Origin of the sequence: Enterococcus sp. C63 (assembly GCF_040887215.1) — a bacterium.
In the GTDB taxonomy this organism is placed as follows: domain Bacteria; phylum Bacillota; class Bacilli; order Lactobacillales; family Enterococcaceae; genus Enterococcus_B; species Enterococcus_B hirae.
This window is the reverse complement of record NZ_JBFOFI010000002.1, coordinates 240245-256623: the sequence shown is the minus strand read 5'-3', so window position 1 is coordinate 256623 and position 16379 is coordinate 240245. Positions and strand designations below refer to the sequence as shown.

General features: G+C 38.5%; 13 protein-coding genes. 1 reads left to right on the top strand and 12 read right to left on the bottom strand.

What is annotated here, in order from left to right; genetic code table 11:
• Positions 1–8 precede the first annotated feature (8 nt).
• The 10 genes from AB3H90_RS03805 to AB3H90_RS03760 form a co-directional block, all read right to left on the bottom strand.
• Positions 9–1097 carry a DUF871 domain-containing protein gene (locus AB3H90_RS03805; RefSeq protein ID WP_368016214.1) on the bottom strand — a complete coding sequence of 363 codons (1089 nt, stop codon included), beginning with the start codon at positions 1095–1097 and terminating at the stop codon, positions 9–11.
• Between the two features lie 22 nt (positions 1098–1119).
• Positions 1120–2454 carry a PTS sugar transporter subunit IIC gene (locus AB3H90_RS03800; protein WP_368016213.1) on the bottom strand — a complete coding sequence of 445 codons (1335 nt, stop codon included), beginning with the start codon at positions 2452–2454 and terminating at the stop codon, positions 1120–1122.
• Between the two features lie 391 nt (positions 2455–2845).
• Positions 2846–3547: a GntR family transcriptional regulator gene (locus AB3H90_RS03795; RefSeq protein ID WP_010719934.1), complete on the bottom strand. Its 702-nt coding sequence runs from the start codon at positions 3545–3547 to the stop codon at positions 2846–2848.
• Positions 3548–3787: 240 nt separating this feature from the next.
• Positions 3788–4549, bottom strand: coding sequence for a formate/nitrite transporter family protein (locus AB3H90_RS03790; protein WP_010719935.1), 762 nt, complete (start codon positions 4547–4549; stop codon positions 3788–3790).
• Positions 4550–4885: 336 nt separating this feature from the next.
• Positions 4886–6328 (bottom strand): glycoside hydrolase family 1 protein, encoded by a 1443-nt coding sequence (locus AB3H90_RS03785; protein ID WP_368016212.1) that lies wholly within the window; start codon positions 6326–6328, stop codon positions 4886–4888.
• A 14-nt stretch (positions 6329–6342) separates the two neighbouring features.
• Positions 6343–8211 carry a beta-glucoside-specific PTS transporter subunit IIABC gene (locus tag AB3H90_RS03780; RefSeq protein ID WP_368016211.1) on the bottom strand — a complete coding sequence of 623 codons (1869 nt, stop codon included), beginning with the start codon at positions 8209–8211 and terminating at the stop codon, positions 6343–6345.
• A 120-nt stretch (positions 8212–8331) separates the two neighbouring features.
• A complete protein-coding gene (gene licT, locus AB3H90_RS03775; protein ID WP_010738350.1) occupies positions 8332–9183 on the bottom strand; it encodes a BglG family transcription antiterminator LicT in 852 nt (283 codons plus the stop codon).
• Positions 9184–9440: 257 nt separating this feature from the next.
• Positions 9441–10163, bottom strand: a complete 723-nt coding sequence (locus AB3H90_RS03770; RefSeq protein ID WP_010738352.1) for a class A sortase — start codon at positions 10161–10163, stop codon at positions 9441–9443.
• 51 nt (positions 10164–10214) lie between these two features.
• Positions 10215–10541 (bottom strand): nucleotide pyrophosphohydrolase, encoded by a 327-nt coding sequence (locus tag AB3H90_RS03765; RefSeq protein WP_010719940.1) that lies wholly within the window; start codon positions 10539–10541, stop codon positions 10215–10217.
• A 172-nt stretch (positions 10542–10713) separates the two neighbouring features.
• Positions 10714–11907: an MFS transporter gene (locus AB3H90_RS03760; RefSeq protein ID WP_010719941.1), complete on the bottom strand. Its 1194-nt coding sequence runs from the start codon at positions 11905–11907 to the stop codon at positions 10714–10716.
• Positions 11908–12249: 342 nt separating this feature from the next.
• On the opposite strand from AB3H90_RS03760, the gene AB3H90_RS03755 reads away from it, so the two are divergent.
• On the top strand, positions 12250–12939 hold the full coding sequence (locus AB3H90_RS03755; RefSeq protein WP_034699713.1) for an N-acetylmannosamine-6-phosphate 2-epimerase: 690 nt from the start codon (positions 12250–12252) through the stop codon (positions 12937–12939).
• A 282-nt stretch (positions 12940–13221) separates the two neighbouring features.
• Here the strand turns inward: AB3H90_RS03755 and AB3H90_RS03750 are convergent, their stop codons facing one another.
• Both AB3H90_RS03750 and AB3H90_RS03745 read right to left on the bottom strand, forming a co-directional pair.
• Positions 13222–14106 (bottom strand): diacylglycerol kinase family protein, encoded by an 885-nt coding sequence (locus tag AB3H90_RS03750; protein ID WP_034699710.1) that lies wholly within the window; start codon positions 14104–14106, stop codon positions 13222–13224.
• Between the two features lie 103 nt (positions 14107–14209).
• On the bottom strand, positions 14210–16246 hold the full coding sequence (locus AB3H90_RS03745; RefSeq protein WP_368016210.1) for a VWA domain-containing protein: 2037 nt from the start codon (positions 16244–16246) through the stop codon (positions 14210–14212).
• Positions 16247–16379 lie beyond the last annotated feature (133 nt).

Below are 16379 nucleotides of genomic sequence, written 5' to 3'. Positions count from 1 at the left end.
CACAACGCCTACTTTTCTATAAATTTGAACTTCGACCATGGGTGGATAAAATCTAGTAAGAGATGTTCTTCTGGTACAATTGCGCCAACTTTATTTTTCCTTGCATCCCGATGTGGTTCTAAAACAATTTGAAGTTCATTTTTGTATTTGCCAAATGTATCATTTCCAATGACTACATCACCAATTTGAAATTCATTTTCATTGTCATGGGCTTCATTTTTTGCATCTTTATATTTTTTTCGAACTTCAGTGGAACGAATAACCTGTTCAGTGATATCTCCTCGACGAACATGTTGTTCTCCTAGTACAATTTGTCGTTCTACTTCATGAGCAGCTGTCTGCCACTCGATCGTAAATACTGTTTGATAGCGATCCATTTCTCCTAACATACGCAGCTCTTCTTCAGATGCGTAGGCATTTCCAATAATGACATCATCGATCAACCCAGTAGCAAACAAATGTTTTGCTGCTACATGGACCGGTAAATGACGGTGCATCTCTAACGTAGTCAACCCATCATTGATATACCAAGGTCCGATTGTTCCTACCTGAGAAGAGACAAAAGCAGCCGTTCGTAACCCTTGTTTTTTAAATCGTTGGCTGCAAGACTCAAAAAATCGGTAAGGTAAGCCTGTTCCTTCTTGAGGATAAAAATTATGACACCCATAGAGAAAGGGTTTATTTGCTTGATGAGACAAAATATTATCCAAATAAGCAACATCATTACTCATATTCAACTCAATCGCTAAATGATAAGGGTTATATGACAGCAAAGCTTCTTTTCCGCCGTCAAATCCTAAATCAAGACGGATTCCATCTGCACCAGTTTCGTGGAAAAAACTTAAGTCGTCATACGAAATGTCCAACTGTTCAAAAATGTTGGGAGCAACATCTAAAATCGTTTCAAATCCCAATTCTTTCGCAAAATGAATCAATTTTTGAAACTTTTGTTTTACAATCAGAGGATCTTCCGTTACTTCTAACATACTCATAAAAATACGGGTAAACCCATAACGTTGTGCTAATTGCAAATATTCTTGATCTTTGATTGGATCACTATGATCTGGGTAAAGTGAAATCCCTAGTGCACGTTTCATAGCCACTAACCTCCATTTTTTATTATGCTTGTTCCTCGGTAACGCCCGTCACCATTGGTGCTTCTTCTTGCGCTTGTTCTTCTGCTTCACGAGCCAGTTGTTGTTTTTCGAATACTTTGAAGAACGGATAATAAATAGCCAATGTGATCAGGAAGTTAGCAATAACTAACACGCCAGCTGCTACGCTCCAGTTTGTACTCATCCAAGCGGCGATTGGCGAAGGAATAGCAAATGGTAACCGAGCCGTCATCATTGGGATGAGACCACTAACCGTTAAGACATATGACAAAGTAGTCGTTACTAACGGTGCAAGAATGAACGGAATCCCTAATACCGGGTTCATTACAATCGGTGCCCCGAAGATCATTGGTTCATTGATGTTGAATAGTCCTGGTAAAATCGATAATCGACCTAAACTCTTTAAATATTTTGATTTGGAGAACATGAATAAAACCACTAAAGCCAAGGTTGTTCCTGCGCCACCGATCCACACGTACCACTGTAAAAACTGTTCTGTAAAAATATTCGGCATATTATGAGTATTCGCACCAGCGTTGAAAGCATCAATGTTTTCAGCAATCGAAATATCCCAAAATGGGCGAATCACTGGTCCCATAATGGCTGGTCCATGAATCCCAAGAACCCAGAAAAAACAAATCAAGAAGACTGTTAATAAACCACCAAACAAACTATTCCCTGCAAGTATGCCTTTTAGCGGCATCAATAACTCACTTAAAAACCCATTCAGATCAAAACCAAGCATATGTCGGATCACCCAGAAGAAAATCAAAATCACCGCTCCAGGAATCAATGCAACAAAAGAGTTTGTCACTTCTGGTGGCACCCCATCAGGCATCTTGATTGTAATTTTCTTTTCAATGAAGAAACGATAAATCTCGACAGAAATAATTGCTGTAACAATGGCACCAAATAATGAACCTGAACCTAGATTCGCAATATTGATATAACGTCCTGCTGTGATTCCTTCCAAGTCTTCTACTACCTGTGTCGGTGGTGCTGCCACGATCAGAAAAGACATCAATGCTAATATACCAGCCGTCAAGGAATCAACTTTATAACTTTTTGCTAATGATGAAGCAATCCCAAATGTTGCGTATAATGCCAAAATCCCTATCGTATAACGAAAAGGAATATCCAAAATTTGCCGATAGGGTTCGATCACTGCTGCCACAGATTCAATCGGAATGTTCAGTAAAATCGTAAAAAATGAACCGACGATCGTTAGTGGCATCGTTGCAATAATTCCTTTTCTAATTGCCGTCATGTGCCTCTGTGTTCCAATTCGGTTAGCTACTGGCATAATCTTTTGTTCAATCAATCCTACAAACTTATCCATTGCCGCTCTCTCCTTTTATAACATTATAATGTTTATCAAAGTGATCGTACCATATTATGCTGATTTTGTAAACGATTTCTATAAATAGTAAAAATTTTTCTACTCTCTAAGTAAGCTTATCCTAAAAATACACAATCCTTCTCCCATCACAAACAACCACCTGCGAATATCTTGACCCATGTATCTGATGGCTTCTGCGGTAATAACGAGCGTACTTACAAAATATGAAAAGCTATTTTCTGGTAAGCCTTTAACCTGAGGCTTTTACCTCCTGATAGACGGTGTTTGAACGATTGCTTCTGCGGTAATAACGGCGAGCCTTACAAAATATGAAAAGCTATTTTCTAAGGCTCGCCGTTATTACTTGAAGCAGAACATCGTTCAAACAACCTTATGTTTCATAGTCTATATGATAAGGATGCAGATTGGTCTCGTAAATTGCTTCTGAATATTCGATTGTTTTCCCCAAGTGAGTCTTTGATTGTCGCGTTCTTTTAATCGCGATCTCTGAGGTAGTTTTTAAAATTTCCCGTTCATCCTTTGTTAGAAACACAGCGGAAAAATCATCGGCAAAGGAGTCGATGGCATAACCCTTTTGGGTCAATAAACGATATAAAGACTCTTCATCAAATACTTTGCGCTTGATTTCTAACAAATCACTTGGCAGATAATGCGTAAAGTAAATATAAGGACGGTCGTTTAAGTAGTATAATCGCTTAAAACAGACAGCCGTTGAACCAAAAGAGGCAAATAATGGGTGATCTTTTTTTAAAGTGATTTTCTTTAATTCCAACGTTTCTTTGTGAACTGTATGTTGTGAGTTTTCTAGAATCTGTGTAAAACTTGCCGCTTTTGACAAACGATTGTATGGACGATTACTTACTACCGTCGTCCCTCGTCCGCTTTTCTTTTCGACATATTCATCTGTTGCTAATAATTCAATGGCCTTACGAACCGTGATCTTACTTACTTGAAACATTTCTTCTAATTCATTTTCTGTAGGCAACATGGTGCCGACAGGATACTTTCCTGAAAAGATATCTTCTTTGATCTTGTCTGCAACTTCTAGGTATAGTACACGTGTCCTTTTCATAACTTCACCTTTCGATTTTATTACTAGAATCATAGCACATAAAAAATAAAAAAAGAATATAAACGCCATGGATTAGCTATGTTGGTGGATTGAGGATTGAGACAATCGTTCTTCTTTTTTATCTATAAAATTATAATAGGAAGAAATTATTTTATCAGTTACAAAAAACACCAAAGTAAGCAAAACGCAAACTTCGATGTTCTTATTAGTCTTCTAACTTATCGATCAACATGCTTATTTTCAATGATGCTTATAGCTTGCATAGTAAAATCCTGATACGAATATTGCACCGCCGACAATATTACCGATATAAACTGGGATAAAATTCAAGAGAAATTCTGTCCAAGTTGCTTGTCCTTCAAAAATTGCGGCTGGGATCACAAAGCAGTTAGCCACACTATGCTGAAAGCCGATGGCAACAAAAATCATTACGGGGAACCAAATAGTCAATACTTTTCCAGCTGCATCTTTTGCTCCATAGGATAGCCATAATGCTAAGCCGACAAACCAGTTACAACCGATTCCCGAACCAAGTGCTTGCCACCAAGAAGCTTCGATCTTATGATCAGCAATATGGATGACTTGGTCCAAATAAACGCCTGAATGAGTCAATCCGACAAAGTGTCCAAAGAAATATGCAACAAAAATGGCACCCACGATATTAGCTAATGTGATAATTGTCCAATTTTTAACTAATTGTGAAAAAGTTACTTTTTTATCCATAAAAGCAATTGCAACCGCCATCATATTTCCAGTAATTAATTCCCCACCACCAAGCAGGATCACCAATAGTCCGATAGGAAACACAGCCGCCCCTACTAAACTAGTTAAACTCGCCAGTGATTCTGGGATCGAAGCTGAAACTCTGATGTAGGCTAAATAACCTAACGAGATCATTGCTCCTCCGATAAAACCTAGAATTAATTTCGCAAGAATTGGCTTTTGGATCTTTTTCGTTCCAAGATGGATACTGATATCCATAATTTCTTCTGGTGTATACATAGATGTTCAAACCCACACTTCCCATATTTTTTCAAAAACAATAGTGATTTATTTCACATTTTCATTTTAGATTATATCATCTTCCATTCCTAATCCCTATGATTATTTTAAAATAACTGATATTTTTTTATCATTCTATGACAGGGCACACAAGTGAGACTTTCCCACATCTCGTGTTTTTTTCCTTCAGCAAAATGAGAGTAAAATGAATCGCTTGATTAAATAGAAAAAAGACCATTTTCGACAGTGATTTGTCAAAAATGATCTTATTTTCTTTATCAGAAATGAACTATTCTTAATTTCTTAGTAAACAACGGTTCTATCATGAATACAGACTTACAGTTCTTCTCCATTGGTGGCGATGACTTTTTGATACCACTCAAAAGATTTTTTCTTTGAACGATTTTTGGTTCCGTTCCCTTCATCATCCAAATCAACATAGATAAATCCATAACGTTTACTCATTTCACCAGTCGAAGCACTTACCAGATCAATACATCCCCATGGCGTATATCCCATGAGTTCCACTCCATCAGCCACAGCTTCTCCCATTGCTTCGATATGCCGACGTAAGTAATCAATACGGTAATCATCATTGATTTGCCCGTCTTCTTCTACCTTATCAATCGCGCCTAACCCATTTTCAACAATAAACAATGGTTTTTCGTAACGGTTGTACAACTCGTTTAATGCAATCCGTAAACCTTCTGGATCAATCTGCCATCCCCATTCACTGGCTTCTAAGAACGGATTTTTAACTCCACCTAAAAGATTACCGGCTGAGGCCGCTGCATCTGGGTCCGTTTCGTTGACTGCAGTAGACATATAATAGCTGAAACCGATATAGTCGACTGGATATGCTTGCAACAACTCAAAATCTTCAGTCGTTTGTTCTAATTTGGCACTATCTACGCCATATTTTTCATACGTGCGGTTTGTGTATGCCGGGTATTTGCCCCGTACTTGAACATCTGCACAGAAGAAATTAAATTCTTGGTTCTGGATCAATGTAGCTACTTGATTGATTGGATTAGCATCTATGCTATACGTCGTTGCATAGATAATCATACAACCCACTTGGCTATCCTCCCGTAATTCATGAGCGATTTTTACAGCTTTACTACTTGCTACAAATTGGTTATGCCATGCTTGGAAGATATTTTGATAATCAGCTGCACCATTACTTTTTACTAATCCTTGACTCAAAGCTGGAAAATGAAAAGCTGAATTGATCTCATTGAACGTCATCCAATATTTGACTTTATCGCTGAATCGTTCAAGCACCACTTTAGCAAAGCGTTCGTAAAAATCAATCAGTTCTCGGTTTTTCCACCCGCCATATTTTTTTGCTAGATTTAATGGCATCTCGTAATGGGAAATCGTGATCACAGGTTCAATCCCATATTTCAAACATTCATCAATCACTTCTTCATAAAACGTTAAGCCTTTCTCATTCGGTGTTACTTCGTCTCCTTGAGGGAAAATCCGAGTCCAAGCAATGGAGAAACGATAACATTTAAAGCCCATTTCAGCAAAAAGCGCAATGTCTTCTTTAAACCGATAATAATGATCGATCCCTTGATGGTTAGGATAGGTATATTTATCTGGTTGGATCGTCCAATCAAAGTCTTCACTGCCAATAACTGCAAATCGTTGTTTCCCCCCAGGCATCGCGTCAGCAACTGAGAGCCCTTTCCCATCTTGATCGTAAGCACCTTCTAATTGATTGGCAGCTGTAGCGCCACCCCATAAAAAATCTTTTGAAAACTTTGTAGTCATCTGCTATTTCCTCCTTATTTGACAATTGCTAGAAAATCTTCACTAGCAATCAGTTCTTCTTGATTTAATTCCAACACATCAGCAAAATGTTCCGTATTTGTAATAACGATTGGCGTGATCACACTGTATCCAGCGGCTTTAATCGCTTCAATATCAAATTGAACCAATAAATCACCAGCTTTTACTTGATCCCCTTGTTTTACAAAAGTCTCAAACCCTTGTCCTTCAAGCTCAACGGTATCCATACCGATATGCATCAAGATTTCAATTCCATCTTTCGTTGTTAAACCAACCGCATGACCTGTTGGGAAAATGGTCGTGATCTCCCCATCTGCTGGCGCAATCAATTCACCTTTTTCCGGATCAATCGCAAGCCCTTTTCCCATCGCTCCAGAAGAGAAAACTTTATCCGGAACATCAGATAATGGCAGGACTTTCCCGCTTAAAGGACTTTTTAGATTATGTCGAGCAGAACTAATCGTGTCACCTGCTGTTGTTTGTTGATTTGTTTCTAGTTTTTCATCTTGGACGGTTTCATCAAATCCAACGATCAGCGTACCTACGAATGCTAAGACAAATGAAAGAGCTGTCGCAAGGATTGCCATGGTCACATTGGATTCAACTGCTTGGTTCGTACTAATAAACGTTGGGATCGTTAACAAGCTTACTAACCCGCTAGAGAAAGCTTTCACACCAGCAAAACCAATCATTGCGCCTCCGATACCGGCTGACAGACAAGCAACGACAAACGGTTTCTTTAACGGTAAAGTTACCCCATAAACAGTTGGTTCCGTAATGCCAAAAAGTGAGGTAATTGTAGATGAAATACCTAATGAACGAAGCTTAGTATCTTTGGTCCGAATCGCCACTGCTAAGGCTGCACCACCTTGAGCTAAAACGGCTGGTAAAAGCATTGGAACCATGACGTCAAACCCATATTGTTCAATATTCAAGAACATGATCGGTACAAAGCCCCAGTGCATCCCAAACATTACGAACACTTGCCATAAACTTCCCATAATCAAGCCCGCAACTAATGGACTAAAGCTGTAAATCGAATTAAATAGACTACCTAACCCATTACCGATAACTGTCCCGATTGGACCTAACAGTAAGAAAGTTAATGGCACCATCACCAATAAAACGATCATTGGTACAAAAATCATTTGTAAAAATTGTGGAATCACTTTTTTCACCAGCGGTTCAAATTTGCTTTGGACCCAAACAGCCAAAATGATCGGAATCACTGAAGATGTGTAACCTGATTGAGCTAACACGATTGGTAATCCAAAGAAATCCACTGCCCCTCCAGCTCCAGCTAGTTGCGTGATTGCTGGATAAACTAACGCCATAGCAATTGCCACAGATAAAAATTGGTTCGTTTTGAATTTTTTGGCTGCAGTAAAAGCTAACATCACTGGTAAAAAGGTAAAGACACCATCTGCGGCTGCAAATAGAACTTGGTAAGCCCCAGTATCCGTAGCCAGCCAACCTAACACCGTTGCCAAAGATAAAAATCCTTTTAAGATCCCTGCAGCTGCCATTGCGCCTAAAAATGGCGTGAAAATACTAGAAATAATATCAATCAAGCGATTCAAAGGATTTTTTGACTGATCCTCTGTTCCTGATTGATCTGTCAGACCTTGCTCATCAACGATTGCTTGGTAAACGTCAGCCACATTACTACCGATAACTACTTGGTACTGACCACCACTTTGTACTACTTGAATCACATCTGGATCCTGTTTTAACTTTTGTGTATCTGCGACCGATTCATCTTTTAATTTGAAACGTAAACGTGTCGCACAATGTACTAAACTATTGACATTCTTTTCACCTCCGACTGCCTCCCATACTCTTTTACCAACTGCTTGATTATCCATCTTATTTTCCTTCTTTCTAGTTGATTTAATCAAATAAAAAACCTAGATTGAAAAAACGGTCACGAAAATTCGTGCCCTATTTTTCAATCTAGGTTTTGCCTGCTTTACCAGTAACAATCCTTAAGATTGGGTACTTTGTTTTTCACTCACTACACGTTGGATGTGAATCGTTAAATAGATTTGTTCTGCGACTCCCATTGGTTCCTGTTGTGTTTTTAAGAGATAGTCATTGATCCGTTCCGAACAGCGAAAGGCTTTTGGATATTTCCCTTGAACGAGCGCATAGAGAAATTCATCCTGCTCATCCGAACTTTCGCCTTTTAAATAGCGTTGTGTAAAAAATTGTAAATGGGTGATGATTCGTTGGTAATTCAATGATTCCTCGTCAAATGTCACACCAAAGAACTTACTAATAATGCTGAGAATATCTCTAACGATCGTCGTTGCAGTCATCGTGACTTGCATATCCCCATTTCCTTGTTGGCTATTCACTAAATGAAAAGCGATAAATCCTGCTTCGTCAATCGGCAGACTGACTCCAACTTTTCTCTGGATCAATTGCAATACTTCTTTGGCCACCAAGTATTCTTTCGGATAAAATTTCTTTGTTTCAAAAAGAAGCGGATTTGGTAACTGGATATTTTCGTTCGCTCGACAAATCGCATAATGAATATGATCGGTCAATGTCAAATAAATATTTGACGACAACGAAACGCCTAATCGTTCTTCCGCCACATCAACGATCTGTTTGACTAATTCTACTTCTTCTAATGGGACATCCGCCATCAGCTGTTGAAATTGATTGGTTGCTAAGGAATCTTTTAAAACAAATTCTTTTTGAACTGCTGTTTTATCAATCCTATCACCAGGTCTTTTTTGAAACGCGAGGCCTTTGCCCATACAGATAATCTCTTCACCTCGTTCGTTTTTTGAAATGACGACGTTATTATTTAAGACTTTTTCAATAACCATTTTCCCTCGCCCTCTCATAAAAAAATAAAAAAACCTAGAATCCCCCTGTACTTTAGGTTGAATTCTGGTTTTGCCTGCCGAACAGTAACAATCCATCGATTATCTGAACCAAGCATAGCACCCTTCTTTTATTTTTGCAAGCCTTTTCAACCTTTTTTTTTTTTAGTAATTGTAAAAATGAGAAATTAAAAAACCGACGAAAACTATTAGCTATTCGAGCGAACTAGCAATCGTCGGTTTTCATTAACTATTTTCCTCTAAAATGTTCGTGTTTCCATATTGAATGCTGCCTTCATTTCTTTCGTCGCTTTTTTCATTGGTGTTACCTTCTCTAATTCACCTTGAACGACTAATCGAGTCACCGCATTCATATCTCCGCACGTAATCAAAGTAACGAGCGATTTTCCTTCTTGGATATTTAACAGCTGGGTCTCCGTCGGTGCCACTTTTTCTTTAAAGGTTGCTTTATACGTATAGACATTTTCCAAATCTACCAAATAGATTTTATCTCCTAATGATAAATTTTCTAGTGGCGTGAATAATAGTTGTGGATTGCTCGAACGATGACTCGCTAAAGCATAATTTCCTTTTCCCATTTGCTGATTAGGATCTAGTGTCCCCGCACCATAAAGCAAGTTCGCATTATCTAAACCTCTAAAAATCGGGATGTTGATTGCCACAGAAGGAACAGCAATACTACCAATAACTGGTAAGTCCGTTCGATTCAATTGGGCACGCAACACACTTTCCGTACTCATTGACTCCACTGCATCAAAATCAAAACTTGCCTCTTTTTCGTTGTTTTTCTTAATTTCATCTTTTGTCACATTGGCAATTGCGTATTTATCTCCGGTATTTTTAACAAAATAATCTTTGATCTGTTCATTAAAAATTAACGCTAAGCCAACCAATAATAGTAAAAATAAGAAAAAATTGGCGATCCATCTTTTTACTCGACCTTTGCTTGGTTTTTCCTTCATTCACTTGCCTCCCTTATTTAGCTAAAATAAACGCAACCTGTAGTTTCACACTTAAAGTTCTGTATATTTCTTTCGTTGTCCTCGACTTGCTTCTACTGGATATTTCAATTTATTTTTTGCTAATTTTTCTTCAATAATTTCATCAAGATCCAACTGTAAATTGTCAGCCATCATGTAAGAATAGATCAAGACATCTGCCAGTTCTTCTTTGATCCGCTCTAATGAAGTTTCCTTCACTTCTTCTGGTTGCTTCCATTGAAAAAGCTCCAGTAATTCAGAAGCTTCTAAGGAAATAGAAATTGCAAGATCTTTTTCGTTATGAAATTGTCGCCAATTTCTTTCGTCTCTAAATTGATTGACTTTCGCCATACTATCCATGAACATTCACCTATTTCTTTATTCGATTACTAATAATCATACCATGTTTTTAATAGAAAATAAGTATATTTACCTAGATAAAATAAAATATACGTATTTATTTAACGATCTTTTTATAAAGCAAAATGATAACGAATGTTACTTATCCACTGATAACTTACACCAATGGATGTTATTCTTGTAAGCTGAATTTTAATTCTTTTACACCAGTAAGTGTCCACAAGACCACTAGACTGACAAGATAAATACTACTTAGAAAAATAATCACAGCAGATAATTGATAATGATCCATCAAAAAGCCAATAATGATCGAAGAAAATCCACCTACAGCTCTACCTAAATTCATAATAAAGTTATTGGCTGTTGCACGGATCTCAGTAGGATACAGGCTACTGATGATTGCACCATAGCCGCCATACATGCCATTGATAAAGTAACCAACAACCACCGCTGCTGCTACTAAACTCCATTGACTACGAGCTAAAACGAGTAAGAAGACCGAGAGCGCTGAACAAATCAAGAATAAAGTAAAGGCTGTTCTGGGACCTAATTTATCCATGATGATCCCAAAAGTCAACATACCTAATGACATCCCCACAATCGTACTCACCATCCATAAAGACGAACCTGAAACGGATAATCCTAGTTGTGCTTGCATGATCGAAGGTAACCAATTCATCAAACCAAAATAACCAGCAATTTGGACAGTCACCATGATACTCAAGCCAATCGTCTGCCAAGTAAGTTGTTTCGTTTCAAATAGATTACGTAACTTTGTCGCCTTTTTAGTTGCTTTCGCAGCTTGAAATGCCTCCGGTTCTTTTAAACCATGTCGGATGACTAAAACTAATAATACGGGTAATACACCAATCACATATAACATGCGCCACCCGAGCCATGGAATGACGATTGCCGCCAAAATAGCAGCGAGAGCCGCGCCTACTTGGGCTCCAATACCAGCAATGGACGAAGCTCGTCCAATTTGTTTTTTTGAAAAAGTTTCAGAGATCAAAGACATACAAGCGCCATACTCGCCCCCAGCCCCGATTCCGGCAATAAACCGAAACAAGTAGACTAAATAAATCGTTGAAGAAAAATACATCAATAATGAAGCAATTGAAAATAAGATAACCGTTTGAGAGAACACCTTTACTCGACCATATTTATCCGCCATCAGACCAAAAAAAATACCTCCAACGAGCATCCCCAGATTAGTGATCGTCGCAATCATTCCCGCTTGCGTTCCACTAATATGAAAAGTTGCAATCATTGAAGATAAAGAAAAAGCTAGGAACATGATATCCATATTCTCTAATGCAATCCCTGATGATGTTGCTAATAAAACCTTCCGTTGATACTTCGTCATTTTTGTTACCCCTTTTCTTTCATTTTTACCCTAAATTGTTAAAATCATATATAAAAATCAAGAAAAAAGCAAGAACTTTTGTTTTTTTATGTCAATTCATTCACTCAACTGATCTACGCTGTTTTTGAGAACTATCACTTGCTCAATAATTACGAAATCGCTACACTTATTTTGTAGTCAAAAAATAAAGCGTTTTTCTAAATCGCTTATTTGTCTGAGCAAGCAATTTATCTTAGATAACCGTTATCTAAGTAATCACTTTTTTGCTATCATTCGCATAGCCTTAGCCTTTTGCGAAACGTTTTTGTGAAACTGAGAAAAACTATAAAGGAGAAAATCAGAATGGACAAACAATTATTCTTAGAAAAAATTGCTGGTGGGCTGATCGTTTCCTGCCAAGCCTTACCTGGAGAACCTTTTTATACAGAAGAAGGTAGTTTGATGCCTTATTTTGCTTTAGCTGCTGAAAAAGCAGGAGCTGTTGGTATCCGTGCGAACTCAGTACGGGATATTATGGCGATCAAAGAAAAAGTGGCCCTGCCGATCATCGGTATCATTAAACGTGATTATCCTCCTGAAGCGCCATTTATCACAGCAACCATGCGTGAAGTTGATGAACTAGTAGCCACAGGGGTTGAAGTTATCGCTTTGGATTGTACTTTACGCAAACGCCACGATGGTCTGACCATCAATGAATTCATTGCTAGAGTCAAAGAAAAATATCCACAGCAATTATTGATGGCTGATATCGCCACTTTTGAAGAAGGAAAGAATGCTTACGAAGCAGGAGTTGATTTTGTGGGGACAACTTTAAGCGGCTATACAGAAGAAAGTGTGAAACAAGCTGGTCCTGATCTCCCACTCATCCAAGAACTGATCCAAGCTGATATATGCGTTATTGCAGAAGGTCGGATCCACACGCCACAACAAGCCAAACAAGTCAAAGATCTAGGCGTAGCTGGCATCGTTGTAGGTGGTGCGATCACACGCCCTCAAGAGATTGCTCAACGCTTTATCGAAGCATTAGATTAAGAGACTCCTTCATTTTTTCAGGAGAAATGCTTTTTCGTCCTTCTAACTAAATCAGCTAAATATAACTAACCAAAAACAGCCAGAACGAGACTGAGCCAAAATTTGCCTCAACCTCATCCTGGCTGTTTTTCAGTTCATTATTCCAACTTTATTCACAGCCTCTGTCTCACCAGATTCTCAGATCCGCTTAAAATCGACATCAGATGACAGGGGGACCTACTGTTCAAAACAAAGGATATGACTCAGATCAACAGTTATAGAAAGCTGATCCTCCCTGGTTTCTCAACAATAAATCATCAGATGTGAAGGAAGAACTTTTAGTGTGACAGGCAGCTTGACACCTTCATCGCCATCCACATTTGTTGCCAATTCTTGGTCTTCATCCAAAGCAATCTGGATCGTTTCACAGGTTTGATAAGCCAGATGATCGGTAGAAGAATCAACACCTTTTAACAAATCAGGCAATGTTTTTAACGTATCTAACAATGAAGTGTCTTTTAAATAAACCAAGTGCAATTTGCCATCATTTACTTTAGCATTAGGTATCAATGTTTCAAAACCACCAATTGAATTAGTTAATCCTACCAGCAATGTACTACTTTCAATTTGTTTTTCCTGCCCATCAATGACTAACTGGAATTTATAAGATTGGGTTCCAGCCAATTGCTTGATTCCTGAGATAAAGTAAGCAAACTTACCATATTTTGTTTTCTTTTCTGGATCTACATCATTGATTGACTCAGGAATGGTCCCGATCGCCACGACATTCATAAAATATTGGTCATTGATTTTCCCAATATCTAATGGTTGTAACGCATCCATTGAAAGATGAGCGATAGCTTCTTCGGGTTCTAACGGTATGCCTAAAGCACGGGCTAAGTCGTTGACTGTCCCTAACGGAATAAAACCAAAATTTGGACGATGTGCTTGTTCAGCGATCCCATTGATTCCTTCATTAACAGTACCATCTCCACCCATGACAAACACGCTGTGATACCTATCCACTGCTGCTTCTCGAGTAAAATTCTTGGCATCTCCAGCTTTTTTCGTATGAAGAACAACGACTTCATCAAACATCGTGGTTAACTTTTGATGGGCCAGTTTTTCATATTCTTGTGCTTGTTCTCCTCCAGAACTTGGATTAACGACCAACAACGCTTTTTTCATCCTGTTTCCCCCTTCGTTTCACAACATGACTTTGACTAAACTATAGCACAAAAAAACTCAGAACATCTAGTTTCAGACATTCTGAGCTACACCAGCTGATTGGCTATCTTATTTTACGAATCAAATAATAACCCACCGATCCGACGATCATCGTTCCCAGAAAGACCAGAATGGATGAAGAATGTTCATTTGTTTTTGGTAACTGTTCCGCTTCAGAATCAGTCGAAGATTCAGAAGCAATCTGGAGCATCGTCTCTTTTTTAGTTGTACTTGGTCCAGAGTTTCTTAAGTCGATGGCGCTTGATTCGGTCATACTTGATTCTGTGGTGCTTGGCTCCGTGGTGCTTGGCTCCGTGGTGCTTGGTTCTGTTGTGCTTGGTTCTGTTGTGCTTGGTTCGGTCGTTTTTTTCGTATTCGTGATCACAAAAGAATTGCCATTATTGGTTACAGTACTCTCAAATTCATCAGGTACATTCACTTCCGCTACTTGATAAGTAAAGTCTTCTCCTTGATTATTGTATTTTGGTAAGACCGCTTTTTCGTTTCCCACTGGCAGTTCCTTGATCGTTGCTTGATAATTATCTTGTTTTCTTAAAGAAAGCACCGCTGAACTTTGCCAACTCGTAGGATCAACGACCGAACTCCTGCGAATCACATAGTCAATAGTCTCTGGGATCTCGGATGCCGCTACATTTTTCCATTTTTTTGCTACTTGGATTGTGGTTGTCGGTGCCTTGATTGAGGGGATTGGAAAATCAAGTAATTCACTTTCATTTGTTGGTGCTAATGTTGTCCGTCCATTACACAAATACCAAGTTTCGCCTTTAAAATGAGTATTTTCAGTGTTTAAACGGACTTGATAGGTACACGTAAGCCGTTCATTTTCCCCTAATGCAATATTTGCAATCGTAATCGTTTGGTTCGCTTCCGATACAACTACATCAGCCACTACATCATTGGCTTGTTCCCAATTTCCTTGTTCATTTTTTCGCCAACCGACTAATTGATAGGAGCGTTCATTAAACTCACCCGCTCCTTGGAGTAAAATGTCTTGCCCCATAGGATCAGCGATCGTACCATTAGGAATCGTTTTATCAATTTGGTTGGCGATCTCTGTTAAGGCAGAACCCAAACCGCTTAGATTTTCATCGGTTGTAAGGTATTGTTGCGGTTTAGAAGCTAAGTTTCGCCCAATATATTCCCCTCGAGCAGAAGGTGCTGTCGCTATCGAATAACAGGTAAAACCCGAATGCTTGAGAGAAACAATCGTTCCTAAGGTCGCATCTGTCACAACTGAACTACTAACAGAAATTGCATTGGGATCAGAAGGGTTACTGTTCGTCGTATAGTATTTGTCAGAATCAGTTTGAAAATCTTGAATATAACGATCGGTATGGTAGCCATTATAATCAATGATCTCTCCCTCATTTGGATACTCTTTCGCTCCTTGTACTGGAAGATAACTACGATTGGCACTGTCATCACCAATATGAATAAATAGTTTTTCCGCTTCTGGCCGACTTTTCTCCAATAATAACCGTTGCCCTGCTAATAATCCTTTTTGCATAAATGTTCCCGAATGTGACTCAGCGGTATATTTCAAGAAGTTCTCTAAGTCATTCATATTACTTGAAAAACCATTTGTTGAATAAACCTCTCGATTGTATGCTACGATCCCCACACGTATATTCCCATTAGCTAACGAATCCGCTAATTCATTGCCAAATTGTTGTAATCCGATTAAAGCATTGGTTAATTTTTCGCCAGTCATGGAGGAAGAATAATCGATCACCAAAACTAAATCAATCGGTGTTCCGATCTGGTTGCCTTTCACATCTAACGTGGCATCAAATAAACCTTGTGTCTTGCTATCTTCTGTGACACTCTTTTTTAAATATGCACGGTCGGCGTAATTAACATAATTTTCTTCGTCAAATACGGCTTCTGGTGCATGGCCATAATCATAATTATAGGTATTCCCTACTGCTGTTCCATTTGTTAAACGTTGTCCCGTAGAATCGGTATAAGCAAAATCAACCGTCTCCGCAAATGATTTTTGCATCCCTATTCCCAGTAAAATACTCATTAATCCTACGAATAAAATCACTATCTTGAAATAGCTGTCTTTTCTCGTTCTCATCATTTCTCTCCTTTTCTACCAACAGATTTCCCCATCCTTATTAAAACCCTAGAATTTTTTCAACAATTGCTAGTATAAATTTTCTGGAATCTTTTCTGAGCTAAAAAAATGTACATTTGGAATACATTAAAAT